Raw genomic sequence first — 25028 nt, 5'->3', positions numbered from 1 at the left:
TTCCTATGGCTGACCTGCTGGCCTTCGTGCTGAGCGGGCTGGTGTCGGGCGCGCTGTACGCGCTGCTCGCCACCGGGCTCGTGCTCTCCTACTCGGCGTCGGGACTCTTCAACTTCGCGCACGGCGCGACCGCCTACCTCTGCGCGCTCGCCTTCTACGAGCTGCACTCGGGCTTCGGCTGGCCCGCCGTGCCGACGGCGCTGCTGCTCGTCCTCATCATGGCTCCCCTGCTGGGGTGGGGACTTGACCGGCTGATGTTCCGCAAGCTGGCGCGGGTCGGGGAGACCGCGCAGATCGTCGCGACGATCGGGCTGCTCGTGGCGCTGCCCGCGCTCGGCCTGTGGGTGGTCGAGCTGCTCGACGACGCGGGGGCGTCCGTACTGCCCGCGGAGAACCAGTTCGGCCTGCCGGGCGTCGGGCCGAGCCCGGCGAGGAACTGGCAGTTGACGGACGGGGTCGGCATCGACTCCGACCAGCTGATCACCTGGGTGGTGACGGCCGTCGTGGCGCTCGGGCTGTGGGTTCTGCTGCGCCACACGGTACTTGGGCTGAAGCTGCGGGCGGCTGTCGACAACCGGTCGCTCGTCGAACTGCGCGGGATGAGCGCGGACCGGCTGTCGTCGGTGGCGTGGATGCTGTCGTCGGGTCTCGCGGGGCTCGCCGGGGTGCTCGCCACTCCCCTGCTCGGCCTGTCCTCGCACGACTTCACGCTCTTCCTGTTCGTGTCGGCGACGGCGGCGGTGCTCGGCCGCTTCCTGTCGATCCCGCTGGCCTTCGCGGGCGGGCTCGGTCTCGGCGTGCTGCAGAACCTGGTCGCGGGGTACGCCTCGTTCGCCGAGCGGATCACCGGGTTCCGTACGGCGGTGCCGTTCCTGATCCTGTTCGCGGGTCTGCTGCTGCTCACCCGGCGCCGGCGCACGGCGGGCACGGCCGCGGCGGACGCGCCGCCGGTGGACTATCTGGCGGGGCGGTCGTGGGCGCGGCGGTGGGGGCCGTGGGCGGGGGCGGGGGCCTTGCTGGCCCTCGCCTTTTACACGGTCACGACACCTTTCTGGAGCGGGATCCTCGCCCAAGGGCTCGCGATCTCCCTGGTGTTCATGTCGTTCACCGTCGTGACGGGGCTGGGTGCGATGGTGTCGCTGGCGCAGGCGACATTCGTGACGGGCGCGGCGCTGGTGGCCGGGCTGCTGATGAGTCACGGGGTGCCGTTCCTCGGGGCGGCGCTGATCGGGACGTGCGCGGCGGCCGCGCTCGGGGCGCTCGTGGCGCTGCCCGCGCTGCGGCTCGGCGGCCGCTCCCTGGCCCTGGCGACCCTCGCCCTCGCCTTCCTGGCCGATCAAGTCCTTTTCCAGATCGGCTGGTTGAGGAACGGCGACACCGGGTGGGAGATCCCGCGGGCCGTCTTCGGCCCGGTCGACCTGGGCGACGACCGGGCGATGGGTGTCGCGATGCTGGTGCTGTGCGCGGCGGGCGTGGCGGCGCTCAGCGCGCTGCGCGGTTCGCGGGCCGGGCGGGCGATGCTGGCGGTGCGTTCGGCGCCGGCGGCGGCGATGGCGTCGGGCGTGTCCGTGGTCCGCACGAAGCTGCTCCTCTTCACGCTCTCGGCGGGGCTCGCCGGGTTCGGGGGCGTGATGTACGCCTCGTACAACACCCGTGTCACGGCGACCGACTTCACGGCGATGACGGGTCTGATCTGGCTCGCGGTGGTGGTCGCGGCCGGGGTGCGCAGGCCGCAGTTCGCGGTGGTCGCCGGGCTCACCTTCGCGGTCGTCCCCCATCTCATCAGCGACTACGTGACCGAGTCGGTGCAGCTTCCGGTGATCCTGTTCGGGCTCGCCGGGCTGGCGCTCGCCAACGATCCGGACGGGTACTGCGCGGCGTTCTCGGTCCGCAGGCATCGCTGGAAGGCGGCCGTGACGGCGGCGCCTCCCGAGGCCGACCACGGCGCCCCGGAACCCGGTGCCGCGCTCCAACTCCGCGGTGTCCGGGCCGGATACGACGGCGCGCCCGTCCTCCAGGGCGTCGATCTCACCGTCCGCCCCGGCGAGATCGTGGCACTGCTCGGCCCCAACGGCGCCGGCAAGTCGACCACGTGCAGGGTGGCGGCCGGGCTGCTCACCCCGCTGCACGGGCACGTGTACGTGGCTGGGGACGCGGTGGGACGACAGGGCGCGGTGCGCCGGGCGCGGGCGGGGGTGGTTCTGGCACCTGAGGGCCGCGGCATCTTCCCCTCGCTCACGGTCGACGAGAACCTGGCCCTCCAACTCCCCGCCAAAACCGACAGGTTGGCGGTGTACGAGCGGTTCGCGGGGCTGGCCGCCCGGCGGAGCGTGACGGCCGGTTCGCTCTCCGGCGGCGAGCAGCAGCTCCTCGCGCTCGCGGCGCTGCTGCACCGGCCGCCGCGCGTGCTGATCGCGGACGAGCCGTCGCTCGGGCTCGCGCCCCGCGTCGTCGACGAGGTGTACCGGCTGCTCGCCGAACTCCGCGACGCGGGAACGGGGTTGCTGCTCGTGGAGGAGAAGGCGTCCGAGATCCTCGGCGTCGCCGACACCGTGGCGTATCTCGCGCAGGGCCGGGTCACGTGGTGCGGGCCGCGCGAGAAGGTCGAGGAGCGGCGGCTCACGGACGCGTACCTCGGGATCGCCGCGGCCAAGGAGGCGGAGCGCTCATGAGCCACGTACTGGAGGCCGAGGGCGTCGGCGTGCGGTTCGGCGGCGTGCGGGCCCTCGACTCGGTGGACCTGCGCCTCGCCGCCGGCGAGGTGTGCGGGCTGATCGGGCCCAACGGCGCGGGCAAGACGACCTTCTTCGACGTCGTCTCCGGGATCCGGCGCCCGGACGCGGGCCGGGTGCTGCTCGACGGGGTGGACGTCACGCGGCGCTCGCCGGTGTGGCGGGCGCGGCACGGGATGCGCCGCACGTTCCAGCGCCAGCAGCTGTTCGGTCAGCTCACGGTCGCGGACAACCTGCTCGTCGCGCAGGAGTGGCGGCGCGGCGGCGCGGACGCCGAGCGCGCGGGCGAGCTGCTGCGCGCCTGCGGGCTCGACACGCTCTGCGACGCGTACGCGGGAACGCTGCCGGTCGGGCGGGCCCGCATGGTGGAGCTGGCGCGGGCCGCGGCCGACCGGCCGCGGGTGCTGCTGCTCGACGAGCCCGCGTCCGGCATGACGGCCGAGGAGCGCGGGCTGCTCGCGGCGGCGGTGCGGCGGCTCGCCGAGGAGGACGGCTGCGCGGTGCTGCTCGTCGAGCACAACGTGGCGTTCGTGATGGAGCTGTGCTCCCGGGTCGTGGTCCTCGATCTGGGCGGCGTGCTCGCGGAGGGGACTCCGGAGAGCGTGCGGGCGGACGAGCGGGTGCGCGAGGCGTACCTGGGAGCGGCACCCTCTGCCGGTCCACTCCCGGACCAAGGTTCACATACATGACCGGCAACGTGACTGGCATGCTGGGGAGAGAAAGAAGTCCGCCATTGGAATGCGCGTGCGCCCGTGATCGTTGACCATGGGAGTACCAACCGACGACTTAAAAGGATCGACACCTCGTGAGCAAGGTTCCCCCGATCATCCTGAACAACGGCGTCGAGATGCCGCAGCTCGGCTTCGGCGTGTGGCAGGTGCCGGACGACGAGGCCGAGACGGCCGTCGCGACCGCACTTCAGGCCGGGTACCGCAGCATCGACACCGCCGCGATCTACGGCAACGAGAAGGGCACCGGCAAGGCGATCGCCGCGTCGGGCCTGCCCCGCGAGGAGCTCTTCGTCACCACCAAGCTGTGGAACGCGAACCAGGGCTACGACGCGACGCTGAGCGCCTTCGACGAGTCCCTCGGCAAGCTCGGCCTCGACTACGTGGACCTGTACCTGATCCACTGGCCGCTGCCGTCCAAGGACACGTACGTGGACACGTACAAGGCGTTCGAGAAGATCTACGCGGACGGCCGCGCCAAGGCCATCGGCGTCTCGAACTTCCTGCCGGAGCACCTGGACCGGCTGACCGGCGAGACGTCGATCATCCCCGCGGTCAACCAGATCGAGCTGCACCCGCACCTTCAGCAGCACGCGTCCCGCGAGAAGCACGCGGAGCTGGGCATCGCGACCGAGGCCTGGTCGCCGCTCGGCCAGGGCAAGGGCCTCCTGGAGGTTCCCGCCATCGTCGCGATCGCGCAGAAGCACGGCCGCACGCCCGCGCAGGTCGTCCTGCGCTGGCACGTCCAGCTGGGCAACGTGGTGATCCCCAAGTCCGTGACCCCGTCGCGGATCGCGGAGAACATCGACGTGTTCGGCTTCGAGCTCGACCCCGAGGACCTCGGCGCGATCTCGGCACTGAACGAGGACCGCCGACTCGGCCCGAACCCGGCGGAGTTCGACGTCGCCTGATCCTGGCCACACCTCCTCAGCACACCTCCCGATAAGGGAGTCCGGGCAGATACGTCTGCCACTCCGTACGACCGGGGCCACCGGCGCGGGCACACACGGTGTCCGCGGCGGTGGCCTCGTTCATGAGATGGGTGCGCCGGGATCCGCGGGCGGTGGCGACGCGGAGGGCGTCACCATCCGGGGTGAAGGCGAGGCCGAGCACGGGACTCGGCGCGGGTGCGGGCAGCGGGGTGCCGGAGAGGTGGGGCGCCTCGGTCTCCCACACCTGTACGTCGCCGTCGGCGCCGCCCGCCGCGAGCCGCCGGGAGTCCGGGGAGAAGGCAAGGACCGTGCCACCCTCCCGGCCGTCGGGCCTGCGGAGTACGCCGAGGCGGTTGCCCGCGCGCCACAAGGTGACGCGGCCCTCGCCGTCCACCGCGGCGACCAGACGGCCGTCGGGGCTCGACTCGGCGGCCCGGAGCCTGCCTTCACCGTGGACGACCCGCCGGGTCCGGCCACCCTCCAGGTCGTGCAGCACGCCGTCGGAGGTGAGGACCGTGTCGCGGGTGAGGGCGATCGCTTCACCGCCGGTGGACTTGCGCAGGAGTCGCTCCCCGGTGCCGCCGGCCTTGAGCCGCCAGGCTTCGACGCGCGGGTGGTCGTTGTCGCCGATGCCGGCCGGCTGTCCGGCGGCGACGACCGAACGGTTGTCGCCGCCGACCGCGAACAGCCAAGCGTTGAAGTCCAGTCGAGCGTGGAGCAGTTCGCGTCCCGTGCGGACGTCGACGAGGCGCACCTCGTGCGGGTCGCCGTACGCGAGGGTGCGCCCGCCCGGCCCGAACCCGAGCATCGGCGAGTCTCCGCAGTCGGCGCAGGCCCGCCCCGGCAGAGTGCGCCGTAGGGAGCCGTCGGCCGCGGAGCGCAGCCGGACGCGGCCGTTCTCCACCGTGACGAGGGTGCGGCCGTCGGGGCTCCACCTGGCCCGGTCGTACGCCGATCGGCGGGCATCGGATCCGAAGGTTGCTGTGCTGACGACGGTGGCGCCCGCGCCGTGCTGGTAGCGCACGGCGTGACCCGCGCTGTCGATCCGCACCTCGCTGGTGGAACTGACGAGGCCGGCGATGCGCGCGACGCTCCGGCCGTCGGAGGTGCGCCGGACCGTGATCTCGGGGTGGGAGAGGATCACGGCGTACCGCCCGTCCGCGCTGAACCGGAACGCGCCGGGCGGGCCCTGGGTGGCCAGGGCCTGGCGGGGGCGCCGGGTACGCAGGTCCCAGATGTGGACGCCGTCGTGGAGTGCGTAGGCGATGCCGTGTCCGTCCGGGGTGAAGCGGTAATCGGGGTCACCGTTCGCGCACACGTCCATGGCCACCGACTCCGGGGCGACACGCGGTCGCTGCCGGCGTTCCCCGACGTCCCAGAAGCGGAGTCCCTGGCGCGTGCAGACGGCGAGCAGGCGGCCGTCCGGGCTGAGCGAGGGATAGGGGCGGCTTCCGGTGCGATAGCCCGGGACGGTCAGCAGGCGGCGACCGGACGCCGTCTCCCACAGCTCCGCCCCACTCTTCCCCGCCACGATGAAGAAGCGGCCGTCGGGGGTCAAATCCGATGGGCCGTCGCCGAGTTCACTGATCGGAAGCGTGGTCGTACGTCCACTCGGCAGGTCCCGGAGCGTGACGGCGCCGTCGGTCCTGTAGGCGAGGCGGCGCCCGTCCTCGCTCAGACTCAGGAACCCGTCGGACACGCCGGGCACGGTCGCCGACCACAACCTCCGGTGCCGGGGCACGTCCCACTGCGTGACCTTGTCGTGCTCGACCGCGGTGGCAAGCCGCCCGTCCGCGCTGAGCACGGAGACCTGGCCCGGCACGGTGACCGCGTCCCGGCCGGGCTGCGCCGCCGCGGCCCGTACCGCGGAGCGGGTCTCCGGGGTGTCGGCGATCCGCCACGCGGCGACGCTCAGCCGCTGGGCGAGGCGCGGGTCCGACGTGCGCAGGCGGTCCGCGAGCGCGGCGGCGGAACGGGCCTCGGCGGCCGCGCGCTGCCGGTCGGCCGCGCGGGACTGCTGCCGGGCGACCCCGGCGGCGACCAGCGCCACGCACAGCAGTCCCGCGAGGGCGGCGGACAGGGTGCGCAGGCGGCGGGTGGACCGGACGGCGGCACGCAGCTCCCGCTCGTGCGCCGCGACGCTCGCGCCGAGGAACTCCCTCTCCAGGTGCGTCAGTTCGAGGTGCACCACCCCGAACACCTCTCGCGCGGAGGCCAGCCGTGCGCCCCGGTACAGCGCGCCGGCGTCGCGCTCCAGGTCCGCCCAGGCGCGGGCCGCCTCGGTGAGGGCCCGGTGAACGCGAAGCCGTCCCCGGTCGGCGTCGACCCACCTGCGCAGCCGGGGCCAGGACGTGATCAGCGCCTCGTGCGCGAGGTCCACCAGGTCGCCGTCGACGGTCAACAGGCGTGCGGTGACAAGGCGTTCGAGAACGATTCCGGAGCCCGGGGCGAGTTCGGCGCGGTCGACGGGTCGCCGGGTGTCCGGAGTTCCGTCGCCCGGTGCGACCATGCGCAGCAGCAGGGCCCGGGCGGCTGCCGCCTCGTCCGCGTCCAGCCGCCCGTACACGTCCTCCGCAGTGTGCGCGACGGCACCTTCGAGTCCGCCGACAGCCTCGTACGCGGCGAGGGTGAGGAAAGTCCCGTTGCGGCGCCGCCACACCTCGCGCAGCGCGTGCGCCATCAGAGGCAGGCCGCCGGGGCGCCCCTCGGTGTCGGCGACGACGCGTGCGGTCAACGCCCTTTCCACGACGAGCCGTTCGGTGGCCGCCGGGCGGACGACGGCCTCCCGCAGGGCGTGCGCGGGCATCGGCCCGACGAGCAGCGTGGCGTCGCGCAGGGCGTCGGCGAGCGGGCCGTGCTCGGCGAGCCGCCCGTAGAAGTCGGCGCGTACGGCGAGCACGACGCGCAGCCGGTGCTCGGGCCGCACCGCCCGCAACAGCAGGGCGATGAAGGCGTCCCGTTCGGCCGTGTCGTGGCAGAGCGAGAAGACCTCCTCGAACTGATCGACCACGATGACGGTGTCGCCGGGTCCGTCGACCGGGGCGAACCGGTCCCGGTGGGTGCGGGCGGGCCGCCCACCGGGGGCCAGGATGCGGATGCCCGCCGGGCGGTCCACGGTCTTCTCCGGTGAGCCGCCCGCCCGCAGCAGCGGCACGAGCCCCGCCCGCAGCAGCGACGACTTGCCGCTGCCGGAGGCGCCCGTCACGGCGCAGATCCGGCGGCGCGCCACCAACCCGGCAAGCTCGCGGATCAGTTCGTCCCGGCCGTGGAAGTGGGCACGGTCGGCGGGGTCGAAGCGGGCCAGGCCGGGGTAGGGCGAGGCGCTGTCGTCGGGGTCCGGGGCGGACCGCTCCGCGACGGCCGCGCGCCAGCGTTCCTCCCACTCCCGCGCGTCGCCGCCGCACGCGGCGACGTACCCGAGCAGTACCGGCAGGGACGGCAGCTTCTCTCCCGCGGCCGCCCCGGAGAGGGTCGGCGCGGAGAAGCCGGCCGTCTCCGCCATCGCCCGGTACGTCGGTGAACCCGCCTCCGCGCGCAGCTTCCGCAGCGCGTACGCGAACCGCTGCACCGGTCCGGCCGCGGGGTCGAGCTCCTTCTCCGGACGCCCTCCCGCACCGGCCCCTCCGCCCCGTCTCGTCATGAGCGCCCACGGTACAAGGCCCCTACCTGGCAGGGAGGTTGATAGGCGGCCCAGAGCAGGGCTGCCCATCAACCATGGCACGTCTTGACTCGGCTCTCGTCCGGCATCGTTCGCCCCACGGGAGCCCGCCATCACCTCCGTCGCCGCAGCAGAACCGTCCACGCTGTCCGCTCCCGCACGCCGTGTGCCGCGGCGAGGATCCCGCACCTGGGCGCCCGCCCTGCCCGGCTGCGGGCTCGCCCTCGCGCTCGGTGTGTGGGGCGTGCGGCGCGGCGGCACGATGTGGCGCGACGAGGCGGTGACGTACGACGTGGCGCGGCGCCCGCTCGCCGATCTGTGGCGGCTGCTCGCCGACGCGGACGCCGTGCACGGCGTCCACTACCTCCTCGTGCACGGCCTGTTCGCCGTGCTGCCGTCCGGCGCGGATCCGCTCCTCGTGCTCCGCGTTCCGTCGGTACTCGCCACTGTCGTCGCGGCCGTCGGGGTGACCAGGCTCGGCGTACTGCTAGCGGGCCCGTCGACGGGCGCCTGGGCCGGCGTGGTGTTCGCGGTCCTGCCGCAGGTGCAGCGGTACGCGCAGGAGGGCCGGTCGTACGCGGTGGTCTGCGCGCTGGTGGTGTGGGCGACGTACGCGCTGCTGCGGGGGCGGTGGATCACGTACGCGGCGCTGCTGCTCGCCGCGTGCGCACTGCATGAGTTCGCGGTCCTCGCCGTCGTCGCGCACGCTCCGGTCGTGCCGCGGGCGCGGTGGCGGCCGTTCGCCCGGTCGGCCGGTGCGGTGGTGGCGGGGGTCGCGCCCCTCGCCGGGTTCAGCCTGACGCAGTCGGCGCAGGTGGAGTGGATCGCCGCCGTCGACGGCTGGGGGCTGCTCTGGTTCGGCGTCGCGGCCGGTGTGAGCGTGATCGGTGTACGGGCGGGGGCTCCGCGCCCGCTCGTACGGCTCGGCCGGGGCCTGGCGCTGCTGCCCGCCGCGCTCCTGATGGCCGCCGCCCCGCTGAAGCCGCTGTACGTCGACCGGTACGTGCTGTACGGGTGCGCGGGGCTCGCGCTGCTCGCGGGCGCCGCGCTGGCCCGGCTGCGGTGCCGCTCGCGCGCGGCCGTCGCCGTGGTGTGCGTGCTGGCGCTGCTCCCGGTCGCGTGGGAACTGCGGACGCCGGGCGGCCGCAAGGACGACGTGGCCGCCGTCGCCGCGGCCGTGCGGGAGGTGTCGCGGCCCGGGGACGCCGTGGTGTACCTGCCGTCGCGGCGACGCGTGTGGTCCGTGACGGGTGGCTCCGCCGGGTTGCGGGACATCGGGCTCGCCGCGTCACCGGTCGCGTCCGGAACGTTGTACGGGGTCGAGGTGCCCGCCCCTGTCCTGCGGGAGCGGATGCTGCGGGAACCGCGGATCGTGGTCGTGGGGGATCGCGGGGAGGTGCCGGGGCGGGGGTTCCGGGCTTGCCGAGTGCTGCGGCCGCACGGGGGTCAGGTGGCGTTGTACGCGCGCAGGGGGGTTGGGGGTGGTGGCTGTTGCGTGGGTGAGTGCGGGTGATTGGGAACTACGCGACCAGCCCCCACCGGGCCCGCACCCGTCGACGTCCCCTTACGCCTTCACAGCGATGTGCACCGTATTCGCCGTCAGCAGGAAGACGTCCTTCCGGTTCTGCAGGCTCTGCGGGTCGTCCGGGTCCACCAGCCGACCGATCACGTCGAGATCCTCCGCCGGGACGACGTCCGCGTACGCGTCCCGCCTGCGCTGCCAGAGGTCGACCAGGACACCGCGGGCCTCGTCGGACAGTGGTGCCGGGAGGTCCAGCAGGAACGTGCGGGACCGTGCGGCGGTGAGGCCCGCGTCCGTGAGCAGCGCGGCCCAGTCCTCGGTGTCCTGCTTGGCGCCGGGCAGGGAGCGCCGCATCTCGTCGAACCATTCCTCCTCGATCGCCTCGGCCCGCGACTGCAGGCCGGGCTTGCCGAGGCCGAAGTCGCGCGGCAGGCAGCGCGTGGGCAGGCCGCCCTCGACGAGCGCGAGGGTGCCGCCCGGGGCGAGGCGTCCGGCGAGCGCCGCGATCGCCGCCCGCTGGTCGCCGACGTGGTGCAGGGAGCGCGCCGCCCAGATCAGGTCGGCGTGCGGCAACTCGCCGATGTCGTCCGGCAGTTCGACGCGCAGGGTGTCGGTGCGGTCGGTGAGCCCGGCGGCCGCGAAGCGTTCCGTGGCGCGGGCGAGGAGCGCCTCCTCCGGGTCGGCCGCGATGATCCGGGCCTCGGGGAAGGCCGCGGCCAGGTGCAGGGAGACCGCGCCGGGGCCCGCGCCCGCGTCGACGATCAGGCCGGTGCCGTCGGGGCGCGTCCCGCGCAGCCAGGTCAGGGCCTCGGTGTAGAGGGGCTCGTAGACCGCCGCGCCGTGCTCCAGGTGCGGGATCATCGTGGCCCAGTCCAGGTCCTTGCTGCCGTGCTGGTGCCCGTGGCCGTGACCATGGCCGTGGCCCTGCCCGTGCTCGTGTCCCTGGCCCTGCTCGTGGTGGCCGTGTGCCATGAGTGTGTTCGCCGCCCTTCGTACTGCCGCGTCGCGGTGTGTACGTCCAGCGTGCGCGGGCCCCGCCACGACAGGCAAGTCGAGTTGCCGATCGAGCAAAAGGGAGGGGGCGGGGCCCGCGCGGCATCGGCTAGAGCGCCGGGTACGCGTTCTTCAGGAGCTCCTGGAACTGGGCCGAGAACCAGTGCCCGGACAGCGGCGCGTCCGGCAGGGCACCGGACAGGTTGTTGCCGTTACGGGCGTTCCCCGTGTACGTGGGATCGCACATGCGGTCGAAGCCCTTGCCCTCGTCGTTGTCGATCGCCTCGCTGGCGCCGTCGGACTCCCCCGGCGGCTTGACCCAGACGTAGGCGTCGATCCCGGCCTCCGGCGAGGCCTGCGGGCGTTCGCCGAGGCCCGCGCCCGCCTGGTTGCACCAGTTGCCGATGTGGATGCGACGGTCGACGCGGCCGCCGTCGACGTACGTGTCCACATCCGTCGACGCGCCGGGTCCGGTGGGCCGATCGGAGCCGCCCCAGCCGTTGCGCGACGTGTCGATCAGCATCCCGACGCCCGAGTCGAAGCCGACCGAGACGAGTTCCTCGCGGAAGGCCTGCGCGAAGGAGAGTTCGTCGGTGTAGCGGTTCCAGTCGACCCACTTGGACTCGCGCACCGACTTGCCGGCGACGGTGTCGTCGATCGTGAAGTTCTCTTCCTTCAGCGCGCTGTAGTTGGCCGTGTTGGTGATGAAGCCCGCGACGTCGTCGACCGTGGCGCCCTCGGCGGTGGCCGCCTCGTGCAGGACCTCGGCGGTCGCGGCGAAATTGTCGTCCCAGCCGATCCAGCCGTGGTGCCCCGCGTCCACGTAGTTGTAGACGTTCGGGGAGTCGCCGAGCTTGTTCAGGGCGTAGCCGACGCCCTTCACGTAGTTGCCGTTGGCCTTCATCGTGTCGCACTCGGGGGTGGCGGTGGCGCGACTGCCGGTGTTGGTGACGAGGTTGGGCAGCGAGTCGATCTCCACCGTGTTCACGATGCGCAGGCTCGCGTACTTGGCGTCGGCGAGGATCGCGGCGATCGGGTCGATGTAGTCGTGCTCGTACGCGTCGATGTCGGTCGGGCCGAGTTCGCCGTTGGAGGCGAGGGCCGCGCAATCGCGTCCCGGCAGGTTGTAGATGACCAACTGGACGACGTCCGCGCCCTGTTCGAGGGCGGCGTCGAGGTGGTCGCGCAGGCCCATGCCGTCGCCGACGCCCTCGATGGCGGCCGTGCGGTCGAGCCAGACGGCGGTCGGCTGGTCGGCGATCGCGTCACCGCCCGGCTCGGCGGCGGCCTTCGCGGACCACTCGGGATTGACGTAGACCTGGGCGCCCTCGTACGGGTTGTCGACGCGTTCGGCGGCCTGGGCGGTGCCGGTGAGGGTGACGGCCGCCGTGGCGGTGCCCGCGGCGACGAGGGTGCTCATCGCGAGGAACAGACTGCGGCGGCTGGTGCGTGCTCTGCGGCTCATGGGGGGGGTGCCTTTCAGTGGGAGGTGCCGGCGGTCACGGCGGCGAAGTGGTCACGCAGACCCGCGCCGAACCCGGTGGGGGTGCCGGAGTAGTCGGAGATGAGGGCCGGGCCCGAGGAGCAGTCCCAGGTGTTCCAGGTCCAGCCGAGGTAGGAGGCGTCGTGCTCGTCGAGCCACGCCATGGCGGTGTCGATGAAGGAGTGGGCGCAGGTGTTCTCGCCGATCTCGCCCGCGACGAGCGGCACCTCGGCGGCGACGGGCGCCAGCGTGGAGTCCCAGCACGACGTACTGGCACAGGTGTTGAAGTTGTAGACGTGCCAAGCCGCGGCGAGATTGCCGGTCGGGTCGTCGGGCTTGTGCGCGAGCCACTGGCTCAGGTCGTTGGAGTACGCGATCCCGGCGGCCAGGATCAGGTTCTCGGCGCCCGTGGCGCGTACGGCGTCGACCAGGTCCTGCATGCCGGCGACCTCGTAGCCGATGCCGGGGCAGGTGCCGCCGTCCTTCCAACAGGCCCACGCGGCCGCCGTGTCGGAGGTGGCGCGGTCCGGGTACGGCTCGTTGAACAGGTCGAAGGCGACGACCCGGTCGCCCTTGAAGGTGTTCGCCACCGACGTCCAGAAGTCCGGCGTGTACTGCGCGTCCGGCATGGGTTTCTGGCAGGTGGCGTGGACGTCGGAGCAGCCGGCGCTGTTGCCGGTGTACTGGCCGTGGGTCCAGTGCAGTTCGACGACCGGGGTCATGCCGTGGTCGATGACGCCCCGCACCAACTCCTGCACCGCGGTGCGGTAGTTGGCGCCCGCGTACGCGGGATCGATGTTGTCGAGGCCGAGCCAGCACTCCTCGTTGAGCGGGATGCGGACCGTGTTGGCCTTCCAGTCCGCGATGGCCTGGATCGCGGCGTCGTCGACGGGACCGTCGAAGATGCCGTAGCCCTGGACGCAGGCGAACTCGCCGCCGGAGCGGTTGACTCCGAGCAGCCGGTGGGGGTTTCCGTCGGCGTCGACGAGCTGGTTGCCCTCGACAGTGAGCACGGGTGGGGTCGCGGCGGCCTGGGCCGCGCCCGCCGCGGGGAGGAGCGAGGGCACCGTCAGGCCGGCGGCCGTGAGCAGCACGCCCGCGAGCACGGCGAGCCGTCTCCTCAGGCGGCCTGCGCGGTGCCGTCGTTCGGGGGGTGGTGGGTGACGCATGAGCGAGTCCTATCCGGTCTCGGTGTGCCACGAATGTGCACTTCACACGGGCGGATTCACCCCTCAAGTCGCCCCGGACACAGGGAAGGTTGCCGCGCTTCTCAGAAATTGTTTGTCGAATTGATTCGACAGCCGAATACCGGTGGACCCTCTTGACATCATTCCGCACCGGCGGTTTCTTGGGAGCGCTCCCAACCACCCCACAGGAAGGGGCACCCGCATGCCCTCAAGACGTCGGCCCCCGCATGCCCGCGGCACGCTCAGCCGCCGCAAGCTGCTCGCGATCGCGGTCGCCACCGTGGCGGCACCGGCCACCATCACCCTCACCACCGCAGCTCAGAAGGGTTCTGCGGCCCCGGCAGCGGTCGCGGCCACCGCGTACGAGCAGCGGTTCCTCGACCTGCACGCGAAGATCACGGCGGCGTCCAGCGGCTACTTCTCGCCGGACGGAATTCCGTACCACTCGGTCGAGACACTCATCTGCGAAGCACCGGACCACGGGCATGAAACCACCTCGGAGGCGTATAGCTATCTCATCTGGCTGCAGGCCATGTACGGCAAGGTCAGTGGCGACTGGGCGCCGTTCAACGACGCGTGGGAAACCATGGAGAAATTCATGATTCCCACCCATGACGACCAGCCCACCAATAGCTTCTACTCTCCGTCCAAACCGGCGACCTACGCCCCGGAATGGGACGAACCCGCGCAGTATCCGGCACAGCTCGACCCGTCGGTCACCGCGGGCGCCGACCCGATCGCGGCCGAGCTGAAGAGCGCGTACGGCACCGACGACATCTACGGCATGCACTGGCTGCAGGACGTCGACAACACGTACGGCTACGGCGGGGACGGTGCGACCCCGACGTACATCAACACCTTCCAGCGCGGCCCGCAGGAGTCGGTCTGGGAGACGGTGCCGCAGCCGTGCCGCGACGAGTTCGCGTACGGCGGGAAGAACGGGTACCTGGATCTGTTCACCGGCGACGCCTCGTACGCGAAGCAGTGGAAGTACACCAACGCCCCGGACGCCGACGCGCGCGCCGTGCAGGCCGCGTACTGGGCGCACGTCTGGGCGTCGGCGCAGGGCAGGGAGGCGGACGTCGCGGCGACCGTCGCGAAGGCCGCGAAGATGGGCGACTACCTGCGCTACGCGATGTACGACAAGTACTTCAAGGAGATCGGCGAGTGCACCTCGCCGTCCGGGTGCACCCCCGGCAGCGGCAAGAGCAGCTCGCACTATCTGCTGTCCTGGTACTACGCGTGGGGCGGCGCCACCGACACCTCGGCGGGCTGGGCCTGGCGCATCGGCTGCAGCCACGCGCACGGCGGCTACCAGAACCCGCTCGCCGCGCACGCCCTCGCCTCGTACGACGCGCTGGCCCCCAAGTCGGCCACCGGCAGGGCGGATTGGGCGGCCAGCCTGAAGCGTCAGGTCGAGTTCTACCGTTGGCTGCAGTCCGCCGAGGGCGCGATCGCGGGCGGCGCGACCAACAGCTGGAAGGGACGGTACGGGGAGGCGCCCGCCGGCACACCGACCTTCTACGGCATGTACTACGACGAGGCGCCGGTCTACCACGACCCGCCGTCCAACCAGTGGTTCGGCTTCCAGGCGTGGTCGATGGAGCGTGTCGCTGCGTACTACCACGAGACCGGCGACGCGGACGCGAAGACGGTCCTCGACCAGTGGGTCGCCTGGGCGCTGTCGGAGACGAAGGTCGCCGACGACGGTACGTTCACGATCCCGTCGACGCTGAAGTGGTCGGGCGCCCCGGACACCTGGGACGCGTCAAATCCCGGTGGCAACACGGGCCTTCACGTCTCCGTCGCCGACCACACGGACGACGTCGGGGTGGCGGCCGCGTACGCGAAGACGCTCATCTACTACGCGGCGAAGTCCGGCCACGCCGCGTCGAAGACCACGGCGAAGGCGCTGCTCGACGGCATGTGGGCGAACAGCCAGGACGCGCTGGGGATCGCGGTGCCGGAGAAGCGCGCCGACTACAACCGGTTCGACGACGCGGTGTACGTGCCCTCCGGCTGGACCGGCACCATGCCGAACGGCGACACGATCGACTCCACCGCGACCTTCACGTCCATCCGGTCCTTCTACAAGGACGACCCGAACTGGGCTGCTGTAGAAGCCTACTTGGCGGGAGGCGAGGCGCCGACGTTCACGTACCACCGCTTCTGGGCGCAGGCGGACATCGCGCTCGCGATGGGGGTGTACGCGGAACTGTTGGAGTAGCACGCCAGCGTCCGGCCCCCGCCACGCACGCGCGGGGGCCGGACGGCCGTGGCCTACGGCGTCACAGTGCCGGGTAGGCGTTCTTCATCAGTTCCTGGAACTGGGCGGAGAACCAGTGCCCGGACACCGGGGCGTTCGGCAGCGCGCCGGACATGTTGTTGTTGTTCCGCGGGTTGCCCGTGTACGTCGGGTCGCACATCCGGTCGAAGCCCTTGCCCTCGTCGTTGTCGATGGCGGTGCTCGAACCGTCGGACTCACCCGGCGGCTTCATCCACACGTAGGCGTCGATCCCGGTCGCGGGGTTGGCCTGCGGCCGCTCACCGAGGCCGGCACCGCTCTGGTTGCACCAGTTGCCGAGGTGGATGCGGCGGTCGTAGCGGCCCCCGTCCACGTACGTGTCGACCGTGGTCTTGGCACCCGGTCCGGTGGGCCGGGCGGCGCCGCCCCAGCCGTTGCGGGAGGTGTCGATCAGCATGCCGAGGTTCTGGTCGAAGCCGAGCGAGACCAGCTTGGTGCGCATGGCCTGGGCGTACGACAGCTCGTCGGTGTAGCGGTTCCAGTCGACCCACTTGGACTGGCGGACCGAGGTCCCGTTGACCGAGTCGTCGATCGTGAAGTTGTTCTCCTTGAGGGCGCTGTAGTTGGCCGTGTTCACGATGAAGCCGTGGACGTCGGACAGCTTCGCGCCGTTGCTGGAGGCGGTCGACTTGAACAGTTCGGCGGAGGCGCCGAAGTTGTCGTCCCAGCCGAGCCAGCCGTGGTGTCCCGCGTCGATGTAGTTGTAGACGTTCGGGATGTCGCCGAGCTTGTCGAGGGCGTAGCCGACGCCCTTCTGGTAGTTCCCGTTCGCCTTCATCACGTCGCAGTTGGGGGTGGCCGTGGGGCGCCCGCTGACGTTGGTGACGAGGTTGGGCAGCGAGTCGATCTCGATCGTCGTGACGATGCGCAGGCCCGCGTACTTGGGGTCGGCGAGGATCGTGGCGATCGGGTCGATGAAGTCGCTCTTGTACTTGTCGATGTCGGTCGGGCCGAGCTCACCGTTGGAGGCGAGCGCGGCGCAGTCGCGGCCGGGGAGGTCGTAGACGACGAGCTGGACGACTTCCTCGTTGCTGCCCTTCTGGGCGAGGGCCGCGTCCAGGTGGTCGCGCAGGCCCATGCCGTCGCCCACGCCGTTGATGGCGGCGATCCGGTCGAGCCAGACACCGGTGGGCTGGCTGGAGATCTTGCTGCCGCCGGGTTCGGCGTCGGCCTTGGCCTTCCACTCCGGGTTCACGTAGACCTTGGCGCCGGCGTACGGGTTGTCGACGCGGCCGCTCGGGTCGGTCGGGTCCGTGGGATCGGTCGGATCCGTCGGGCCGGTGTCCTCGTTACAGGTGACGCCGTTCAGCTTGAACGCGGTCGGCAGGGCGTTGGTGCCGCTGTACGTGCCGTTGAAGCCGAAGGAGGTCGAGCCGCCGGTGGCCAGGGCCCCGTTGTAGGAGAGGCTCTTGGCGGTGACGGCGGTGCCGGACTGGGAGATGTCGGCGTTCCAGCCGCTGCTGACCTTCTGGTTGCCCGCGAAGGACCAGGTGAGGTTCCAACTGCTCACCGCGGCACCGTTGTTGGTGACGCTCACGGAGGTGGTGAAGCCGGTGTCCCACTGGTTCTGCACCTTGTAGTCCACGGTGCAGGCGGCCGCGGCGGCGCTGTCGGGGGCGGCGACGGCGGTGCCGACACAGGCGGCGCCGGAGAGGACGAGCGCCGCGGCCAGCGCGGTACTGCCTCTCAGTCGGGTTCGGTCGGTACGGGTACGGCTCATGGTGGGGGTGTCCCTTTCGGTGATGGACGTGCGTAGATGGACGTGCCTAGATGGACGTGCGTACTTCCGGGGGTTACTTGGTGACGGCTTGCAGGTGATCGCGCAGGCCGGCGCCGAAGGCGGTCGGCGTGCCGTCGTAGTCGCTGATCAGCGAGGGGCCCGAGGCGCAGTCCCAGGTGTTCCAGGTCCAGCCGAGGTACGACAGGTTTCGGTCGTCGAACCACTTCATGACCCGGTCGATGAAGCCGTGGGAGCAGGTGTTCTCGCCGATCTCCCCTGCCACCAGCGGGACCCCCGCCGCGACGGGCGCGAGCTGCTCGTCCCAGCAGCTCTCACTGGCGCAGGTGTTGAAGTTGTAGACGTGGTAGGCGGCGGCGATGTTGCCGGCCGGATCGGACGGCTTGTGCTGCAGCCACTGGCGCAGGTCGTTGGAGTAGGCGAGGCCGCCGATCAGGATGAGGTTCCCGGCGCCCGCCGTGCGGATGGCGTCGACGAGGTCCTGCATGCCCGCGACCTCGTAGCCGATGCCGGGGCAGGTGCCGCCGTCCTTCCAACAGGACCATGCGTCGGTCAAGTTGGAGGTGGCGCGGTCCGGGTAGGGCTCGTTGAACAGGTCGAAGGTGACGGCCGGGTCGTCCTTGTACTCGCCGGCGACCGACGACCAGAAGGCGGGCGTGTACTGGGCGTCCGGCATCGGCTTCTGGCAGGTCGCGTGGACGTCCGAGCAGCCGGCCGAGTTTCCCGTGTACTGGCCGTAGGACCAGTGCAGTTCGAGGATCGGCGTCATGCCGTGCGCCTTGACCTTGGCGACCAGGTCCTTGATGGCGGACCGGTAGGTGGCACCTCCGTACTCGGGTTTGATGTTGTCGAGGCCGAGCCAGCACTCCTCGTTGAGCGGGATACGGACCGCGTTCGCCTTCCAGTCGGCGATGGCTTTCACCGACGCGTCGTCGACGGGGCCGTCGAAGATCCCGTATCCCTGTACGCACATGAACTCGCCGCCCGAGCGGTTCACGCCGAGGATCCGGTGGGTGGCGCCGGAGTCCGCGTCGACGAGCTTGTTCCCGGACACCTTCAGGGCCGGGGCACTGCCGTCACCGGGGTCCGTGGGATCGGTCGGATCCGTCGGGTCGGTGATGTCCTCGTTGCAGGTCACGCCGTTCAACTTGAAGGTCTTGGGCACGGTGTTGGCGCCCTTCCACGACCCGATGAACCCGGCGGACACGCTCCCGCCGGAGGCGAGCGCGCCGTTCCAGGACTCGTTGGCCGCGGTCACCGTCGTACCGGACTGGGACCACTTGGCACTCCAGCCCTGGGTGACCTTCTGACCGTCGGCGAAGTCGAAGGACAGGCTCCAACTATCCTTCGCCGCACCGTTGTTGGTGACCTTCACGGCTCCCTGGAAGCCACTGTCCCACTGCCCGGTGACGGCGTACTCCACCGAGCAGGCGGGGGCGGCCGCGGACGCGGCGGAGGTCAGAGGGACGAGCGCGGCCGCCGCGAGTGCGGCGCACGCCCACATGGACAGGTAGCGCGGGGGGTGTCGCATGAGCGACTCCTTGCAGCTCTGGCGCGACGGCGGAGGCCGGCGCGTCGACTGATGGAATCGCTCCCACTGGTTGCTGGGTGGACTGTAGAGAAGGAACTCCCGTCAAGCAACAGAGGGGTTCCGAAAAGCCACTGTCGAATTAATTCGACTCTTCAAGTCTCTTGACCCCCATTTGACTCCTCCCCATCCTGGGAGCGCTCCCACTGGTTCACAGGTTGTCGAGCCGCACCAGGAGGAACCCCCCATGCCCAAGAGACCGGCCCGGCGGTTGTGGACCGCCGCAGCGGCCGCACTGGCACTACCGCTCGCCACACTTGCAGCACTGCCAACTACCGCTGAGGCAGCGGCAGTTGAGTGCAGCGTCGACTACAGAACCAACGACTGGGGATCCGGCTTCACGGCCGATCTGACGATCACCAACCGCGGCAGCGCGGCGATCGACGGCTGGACCCTCACCTACTCCTACGCCGGTGACCAGAAACTCACGAACGGCTGGAACGGCACCTGGTCGCAATCCGGCAAGAACATCACCGTGAAGGACGCCGGATACAACGGAAAGATCGCGGCCGGCGCCGCCGCCTCCACCGGGGCGCAATTCACTTACAGTGGCTCGAATTCAGCGCCCACGAATTTCGCGATCAATGGCACGACGTGTGCCGGCGCCCATCAGCCGCCGGTCACCGTCCTCACCAGCCCCAAGGCGGGCGCGGTCTACACGGCCGGGGACGCCGTGCCGCTCGCGGCGACCGCGGCGGCCGCCGACGGGGCGAGCATCGCGAAGGTCGAGTTCTACGACGACACGAAGCTGCTCGGCACCGACGCCACGTCCCCGTACGAGCTCGGCACGGACTCCCTCGCGGCCGGCACCCACTCGCTCTACGCCAAGGCGTACGACAGCACGGGCGCCTCCGGCGAGTCGACGCCGGTCGGCATCACGGTCGCGACGGGCCCCGCCGTGGTCGCGACACCGTCCCAACTCGGCGTCCAGCAGGGCAAGTCGGGCACATTCGACGTGAAGCTGTCGACGCAGCCGTCCTCGAACGTGACGGTGACGGCGGCCCGGTCCGACGGCAACACGGGCCTGTCGGTCTCCTCCGGCGCGAGCCTCACCTTCACCCCGTCGAACTGGAACACGGCGCAGAAGGTGACCGTCGCGGCGGACTCCTCCGGGACCGGCGCCGCCACGTTCACGGTCACCGCGCCCGGCCACAGCAAGGCGACGGTCACGGTCACGCAGCTCGCGGCCGGCAAGGAGTACGACACCCGCTTCCTCGACCTCTACGGGAAGATCACCAACCCGGCGAACGGCTACTTCTCGCCGGAGGGCGTCCCGTACCACTCGGTCGAGACGCTGATCGTCGAGGCGCCGGACCACGGCCACGAGACGACGTCCGAGGCGTACTCGTACCTGCTGTGGTTGCAGGCCATGTACGGCAAGGTCAGTGGCGACTGGTCCAAGTTCAACGGCGCCTGGGAGATCATGGAGAAGTACATGATCCCCACACACGCGGACCAGCCGACGAACTCGTTCTACAACGCGTCCAAGCCCGCGACGTACGCCCCCGAGGAGGATCTGCCGTCGCAGTACCCGGCGAAGCTCGATCCGTCGGTCTCCGTCGGCAGCGACCCGATCGCGGCCGAGCTGAAGAGCGCGTACGGCACCGACGACGTCTACGGCATGCACTGGCTTCAGGACGTCGACAACGTCTACGGGTACGGCAACGAACCCGGAAAGTGCGAGGCCGGCCCGACGGCGACCGGCCCGTCCTACATCAACACTTTCCAGCGCGGCGCGCAGGAGTCGGTGTGGGAGACGGTGCCGCAGCCGACCTGCGACGCCTTCAAGTACGGCGGGAAGAACGGGTACTTGGACCTGTTCACCGGTGACGCGTCGTACGCGAAGCAGTGGAAGTTCACCAACGCCCCCGACGCCGACGCGCGGGCCGTGCAGGCCGCGTACTGGGCGGACATCTGGGCCAAGGAGCAGGGCAAGGGCTCCGAGGTCTCGGCCACCCTCGGCAAGGCCGCGAAGATGGGCGACTACCTGCGCTACGCGATGTACGACAAGTACTTCAAGAAGGTGGGCAACTGCGTCGGGCCGACGACCTGCCCGGCCGGCACCGGCAAGGACGCCTCGTTCTACCTGATGTCCTGGTACTACGCGTGGGGCGGCGCCACCGACACCTCGGCGGGCTGGGCCTGGCGCATCGGCTCCAGCCACACCCACGGCGGTTACCAGAACCCCCTGGCGGCGTACGCGCTCTCCTCGGTCGCCGACCTGAAGCCCAAGTCGGCCACTGGGCAGGCGGATTGGGCCAAGTCGCTCGACCGGCAGCTGGAGTTCTACCGCTGGCTGCAGTCGGACGAGGGCGCCATCGCGGGCGGTGCGACCAACAGCTGGTCCGGCCGGTACGCGACCCCGCCGTCCGGCACGCCGACCTTCTACGGCATGTACTACGACGAGGCGCCCGTCTACCACGACCCGCCGTCCAACCAGTGGTTCGGCTTCCAGGCCTGGTCGATGGAGCGCGTCGCCGAGTACTACCAGCAGACGGGTGACGCCGACGCCAAGGCCGTCCTGGACAAGTGGGTCGACTGGGCCCTGTCCGAGACGACCGTCAACCCCGACGGCAGCTTCCAGATCCCCTCCACCCTGAAGTGGTCGGGCAAGCCGGACACCTGGAACGCGTCAAGTCCAGGCGCGAACAGCGGACTTCACGTCACGGTCGCCGACTACACGAACGACGTCGGGGTGGCCGCGGCCTACGCAAAGACCCTCACCTACTACGGCGCCAAGTCCGGCGACGCGGAGGCGAAGTCCACGGCGAAGGCCCTGCTCGACGGCATGTGGAAGAACAACCAGGACGCGCTCGGCATCGCGGTGCCCGAGACGCGGGCCGACTACAGCCGCTTCGACGACGCGGTCTACGTGCCGTCCGGCTGGACCGGCACCATGCCGAACGGCGACGCGATCAACTCCTCGTCCACCTTCGCCTCGCTCCGCTCCTTCTACAAGGACGACCCCAACTGGTCGAAGATCGAGGCCTATCTGGCGGGCGGCGCGGCGCCGACCTTCACGTACCACCGGTTCTGGGCCCAGGCGGACATCGCGCTCGCCATGGGTTCCTATGCGGAGCTGCTCGAGTAGGCCTGGTCGCGGCGCTGGCGTCGTCCGCCCGAAGGGCGGGCCGGGCGGCGTCTCGAGCGTGCGTGCCAGGCACCGCCCGGCAGACGCCAGCGCCGCGACCAGGCCGGGGCCCCGCCCGGCAGTGGCTCCGCAGAGGGTCGGGTCGTCCTCCTCCCCGAGGGCGGCCCGGCCCACCGCCCTGCACCCCCGCTCCCCCTTCTCACCCCCCGGGACCCTCCATGCGCACACCACGAAGAACGAGGCTGCTCGTCGCGGCCGTACTCGCCCTCACGGCGGGGTTGTTGACGGGCACTCAGAGCGCGCAGGCGCAACCGAAGCCCCACATCGCCGCCGACACCTACACCTGGAAGAACGCCCGTATCGACGGTGGCGGCTTCGTGCCCGGCATCGTCTTCAACCGCTCCGAGAAGAACCTCGCCTACGCCCGCACCGACATCGGCGGCGCCTACCGCTGGGAGCAGGACACCAAGTCCTGGACGCCGCTGCTCGACTCGGTCGGCTGGGACGACTGGGGCCACACTGGCGTGGCCTCTCTCGCCACCGACTCCGTCGACCCGGACAAGGTGTACGCCGCCGTCGGCACGTACACGAACGACTGGGATCCCGGAAACGGCGCGATCCTGCGCTCCGCGGACCGCGGCGCGACCTGGAAGAAGACGGACCTGCCGTTCAAGCTCGGCGGCAACATGCCGGGCCGTGGCATGGGCGAACGCCTCGCGATCGACCCGCACGACAACAAGGTCCTCTACCTGGCCGCGCCCAGCGGCAAGGGCCTGTGGCGCTCGACGGACGCGGGCGTGAGCTGGTCCCGGGTGACCGCCTTCCCGAACGTGGGCAACTACCAGCAGGACCCGTCCGACACGTCCGGCTACGCCTCCGACAACCAGGGCGTGGTGTGGGTGACGTTCGACGAGTCGACGGGCACCGGCACCGGCCGCACGCAGACCGTCTACGTCGGCGTCGCGGACAAGGACAACTCCGTCTACCGCTCGACGGACGCGGGCGTGACGTGGCAGCGGGTGGCGGGCCAGCCGACCGGCCACCTGCCGCACAAGAGCGTGCTGGACGCCGAGAACGGCTACCTGTACGTGGCGTACAGCGACACCGGCGGCCCGTACGACGGCGGCAAGGGCCAGGTCTGGCGGTACGCGACGAAGACCGGCGAGTGGAAGGACATCAGCCCGGTCGCGGAGGCCGACACCTACTACGGCTTCAGCGGTCTGACCCTGGACCGGCAGCACCCCGGCACGGTGATGGTCTCGGGCTACAGCTCCTGGTGGCCGGACACGCTGATCTTCCGCTCCACGGACAGCGGCGGCACCTGGACGAAGGCGTGGGACTACACGTCGTACCCGAACCGCGCGAACCGCTACACGATGGACGTCTCGTCCGTGCCCTGGCTGACGTGGGGCGCGAACCCGTCCCCGCCCGAGCAGACGCCGAAGCTGGGCTGGATGACGGAGGCGCTGGAGATCGACCCGTTCGACTCGGACCGGATGATGTACGGGACGGGCGCGACGGTCTACGGCACCGAGGATCTCGGCAAGTGGGACACGGGCGGCACCTTCTCGATCTCCCCCATGGTCAAGGGACTTGAGGAGACGGCGGTCAACGACATCGCGTCGCCGCCGTCCGGTGCACCGCTCCTGTCCGCTCTGGGCGACATCGGCGGCTTCCGGCACACGGACCTGACGAAGGTCCCGTCGATGATGTTCACGTCCCCCAACTTCACCTCGTCCACGAGCCTGGACTTCGCCGAGAGCAAGCCGGACGTCGTGGTGCGCGCCGGGAACGTCGACTCGGGCGCGCACGTCGCGCTCTCGAACGACAACGGCGCCAACTGGTACGCGGCCGGCACGGACCCCTCGGGCGTCACGGGCGGCGGCACGGTCGCGGTGTCGACGGACGGCGGGCGGATCGTGTGGAGCCCGGACGGCGCGGCCGTACAGACCGGCACGGGGTCCTCGTGGACGGCGGCGAGCGGGGTGCCCGCGGGCGCCGTCGTGGAGTCGGACCGCTCCGACGCCAAGATTTTCTACGCCTTCAAGTCCGGTACTTTCTTGGCCAGTTCGGACGGCGGGGCGAGCTTCACCGCGAAGGCGTCGAGCGGGCTGCCGACGGAAGGGCCGGTCCGGTTCAAGGCGGTGCCGGGCGCGAAGGGCGACATCTGGCTGGCGGGCGGCGCGGCCGACGGCGCGTACGGGCTGTGGCACTCGACGGACGGCGGCGCCACGTTCACCAAGCTGTCGAACGTCCAGCAGGCCGACACCATCGGCTTCGGCAAGGCGGCGCCCGGTGCCACGTACCAGACGCTCTACGCGAGCGCGAAGATCGGCGGGGTGCGCGGCATCTTCCGTTCGACGGACGCGGGCGCGTCGTGGACCCGCGTCAACGACGAGGCGCACCAGTGGGGTTGGACGGGCGCGGCGATCACGGGCGATCCGCGCGTGTACGGCCGGGTGTACGTGTCGACGAACGGCCGGGGGGTCGTCTACGGCGACACGGCGGACACACCGACCACGCCGGGTGACGGCGACGGCGGCTCCGGCGGCACGGCCGCCTGCACGGTCGCGTACAAGGTCACGAACGAGTGGTCGGGCGGCTTCCAGGCGGACGTGACCCTGACCAACACGGGCTCCACCGCCTGGAACGGCTGGTCGCTCGGCTGGTCCTTCGCCGACGGCCAGAAGGTCTCGCAGCTGTGGAACGCCTCGTACAGCCAGTCCGGTACGGCGGTCACGGCGAAGAACGTGAGCTGGAACGGGACGGTGGCGGCCGGGAGTTCGGTGGCGTTCGGCTTCACGGGGTCGCGGCCCGGGACGGCGAACGCGAAGCCGACGGCGTTCAAGCTGGGTGAGCAGAGCTGTGCGGTGAGCTGACGCCCGGGCACGGGGAACGACGTGGCAGGGGGTGCGCGCCGACAGCGGGCGCGCACCCCCTTCTACGATCTGCCCATGCCCGGAGATCGCCCCTGGGCAGATCGACCACGCACAGTCGCGGACCGGCTGCGGTGGTACTGGACCGAGGACGCGGGGGTTCCGCTTCAGCGCGTACGGCCGCAGCGAGCAGGC

Annotated in this window: 12 protein-coding genes and 1 pseudogene; 7 read left to right on the top strand and 6 right to left on the bottom strand. The window is 71.2% G+C overall.

Annotated elements, in window-relative coordinates:
• Positions 1-5: 5 nt before the first annotated feature.
• From B072_RS0133290 to B072_RS0133280, 3 genes are all read left to right on the top strand, one after another.
• Complete coding sequence (locus B072_RS0133290) at positions 6-2672, top strand: ABC transporter permease subunit (protein ID WP_018534306.1); 2667 nt, start codon at positions 6-8, stop codon at positions 2670-2672.
• On the top strand, positions 2669-3421 hold the full coding sequence (locus B072_RS0133285) for an ABC transporter ATP-binding protein (protein ID WP_018534305.1): 753 nt from the start codon (positions 2669-2671) through the stop codon (positions 3419-3421). The genes B072_RS0133290 and B072_RS0133285 overlap by 4 nt, the downstream gene beginning before the upstream one ends.
• A 158-nt stretch (positions 3422-3579) precedes the next feature.
• Positions 3580-4371, top strand: a complete 792-nt coding sequence (locus B072_RS0133280) for an aldo/keto reductase (protein ID WP_051127357.1) — start codon at positions 3580-3582, stop codon at positions 4369-4371.
• A 16-nt stretch (positions 4372-4387) separates the two neighbouring features.
• Here the strand turns inward: B072_RS0133280 and B072_RS0133275 are convergent, their stop codons facing one another.
• Positions 4388-8032, bottom strand: coding sequence for an AAA family ATPase (locus tag B072_RS0133275; protein ID WP_026246556.1), 3645 nt, complete (start codon positions 8030-8032; stop codon positions 4388-4390).
• A gap of 184 nt (positions 8033-8216) precedes the next feature.
• Between B072_RS0133275 and B072_RS44710 the strand changes: the two genes are divergently transcribed.
• Positions 8217-9563 (top strand): glycosyltransferase family 39 protein, encoded by a 1347-nt coding sequence (locus B072_RS44710; protein WP_018534302.1) that lies wholly within the window; start codon positions 8217-8219, stop codon positions 9561-9563.
• Between the two features lie 51 nt (positions 9564-9614).
• Here B072_RS44710 and B072_RS0133265 read toward each other — a convergent pair whose 3' ends face one another.
• The 3 genes from B072_RS0133265 to B072_RS0133255 form a co-directional block, all read right to left on the bottom strand.
• Positions 9615-10544, bottom strand: coding sequence for a class I SAM-dependent methyltransferase (locus B072_RS0133265; protein ID WP_018534301.1), 930 nt, complete (start codon positions 10542-10544; stop codon positions 9615-9617).
• Positions 10545-10674: 130 nt separating this feature from the next.
• Entirely contained in the window at positions 10675-12030 is a 1356-nt protein-coding gene (locus B072_RS44705; RefSeq protein ID WP_078506667.1) for a glycoside hydrolase family 6 protein, read from the bottom strand.
• Between the two features lie 14 nt (positions 12031-12044).
• Positions 12045-13217, bottom strand: coding sequence for a cellulase family glycosylhydrolase (locus tag B072_RS0133255; RefSeq protein WP_078506666.1), 1173 nt, complete (start codon positions 13215-13217; stop codon positions 12045-12047).
• Positions 13218-13596: 379 nt separating this feature from the next.
• On the opposite strand from B072_RS0133255, the pseudogene B072_RS0133250 reads away from it, so the two are divergent.
• Positions 13597-15462 (top strand): annotated as a pseudogene (locus B072_RS0133250) (glycoside hydrolase family 48 protein); the annotation flags it as partial.
• A gap of 61 nt (positions 15463-15523) precedes the next feature.
• Here the strand turns inward: B072_RS0133250 and B072_RS0133245 are convergent.
• Together B072_RS0133245 and B072_RS0133240 are read right to left on the bottom strand one after the other, a co-directional pair.
• Entirely contained in the window at positions 15524-17260 is a 1737-nt protein-coding gene (locus B072_RS0133245) for a glycoside hydrolase family 6 protein (protein ID WP_018534298.1), read from the bottom strand.
• Between the two features lie 73 nt (positions 17261-17333).
• On the bottom strand, positions 17334-18809 hold the full coding sequence (locus B072_RS0133240) for a cellulose binding domain-containing protein (protein ID WP_018534297.1): 1476 nt from the start codon (positions 18807-18809) through the stop codon (positions 17334-17336).
• Positions 18810-19053: 244 nt separating this feature from the next.
• Here B072_RS0133240 and B072_RS0133235 point away from each other — a divergent pair, with 244 nt between their 5' ends.
• Entirely contained in the window at positions 19054-21957 is a 2904-nt protein-coding gene (locus B072_RS0133235) for a glycoside hydrolase family 48 protein (RefSeq protein WP_018534296.1), read from the top strand.
• A 218-nt stretch (positions 21958-22175) separates the two neighbouring features.
• On the top strand, positions 22176-24836 hold the full coding sequence (locus B072_RS0133230; RefSeq protein WP_018534295.1) for a cellulose-binding domain-containing protein: 2661 nt from the start codon (positions 22176-22178) through the stop codon (positions 24834-24836).
• Positions 24837-25028 lie beyond the last annotated feature (192 nt).

Origin of the sequence: Streptomyces sp. HmicA12 (genome assembly GCF_000373565.1) — a bacterium.
Lineage (GTDB): Bacteria > Actinomycetota > Actinomycetes > Streptomycetales > Streptomycetaceae > Streptomyces.
The sequence above is the reverse complement of the archived record's forward strand: the minus strand, read 5'-3'. Positions and strand labels throughout refer to the sequence as shown.

What these genes read in the sequence shown, in the direction of transcription:
- B072_RS0133290 (WP_018534306.1), top strand. Translation starts at nt 6, where the DNA reads ATGGCTGACCTGCTGGCCTTCGTGCTGAGCGGGCTGGTGTCGGGCGCG.
- B072_RS0133230 (WP_018534295.1), top strand. Translation starts at nt 22,176, where the DNA reads ATGCGCACACCACGAAGAACGAGGCTGCTCGTCGCGGCCGTACTCGCC.
- B072_RS0133280 (WP_051127357.1), top strand. Translation starts at nt 3,580, where the DNA reads ATGCCGCAGCTCGGCTTCGGCGTGTGGCAGGTGCCGGACGACGAGGCC.
- B072_RS0133275 (WP_026246556.1), bottom strand. Translation starts at nt 8,032, where the DNA reads ATGACGAGACGGGGCGGAGGGGCCGGTGCGGGAGGGCGTCCGGAGAAG.
- B072_RS0133265 (WP_018534301.1), bottom strand. Translation starts at nt 10,544, where the DNA reads ATGGCACACGGCCACCACGAGCAGGGCCAGGGACACGAGCACGGGCAG.
- B072_RS44705 (WP_078506667.1), bottom strand. Translation starts at nt 12,030, where the DNA reads ATGAGCCGCAGAGCACGCACCAGCCGCCGCAGTCTGTTCCTCGCGATG.
- B072_RS0133245 (WP_018534298.1), bottom strand. Translation starts at nt 17,260, where the DNA reads ATGAGCCGTACCCGTACCGACCGAACCCGACTGAGAGGCAGTACCGCG.
- B072_RS0133235 (WP_018534296.1), top strand. Translation starts at nt 19,054, where the DNA reads ATGCCCAAGAGACCGGCCCGGCGGTTGTGGACCGCCGCAGCGGCCGCA.
- B072_RS0133240 (WP_018534297.1), bottom strand. Translation starts at nt 18,809, where the DNA reads ATGCGACACCCCCCGCGCTACCTGTCCATGTGGGCGTGCGCCGCACTC.
- B072_RS0133255 (WP_078506666.1), bottom strand. Translation starts at nt 13,217, where the DNA reads ATGCGTCACCCACCACCCCCCGAACGACGGCACCGCGCAGGCCGCCTG.
- B072_RS0133285 (WP_018534305.1), top strand. Translation starts at nt 2,669, where the DNA reads ATGAGCCACGTACTGGAGGCCGAGGGCGTCGGCGTGCGGTTCGGCGGC.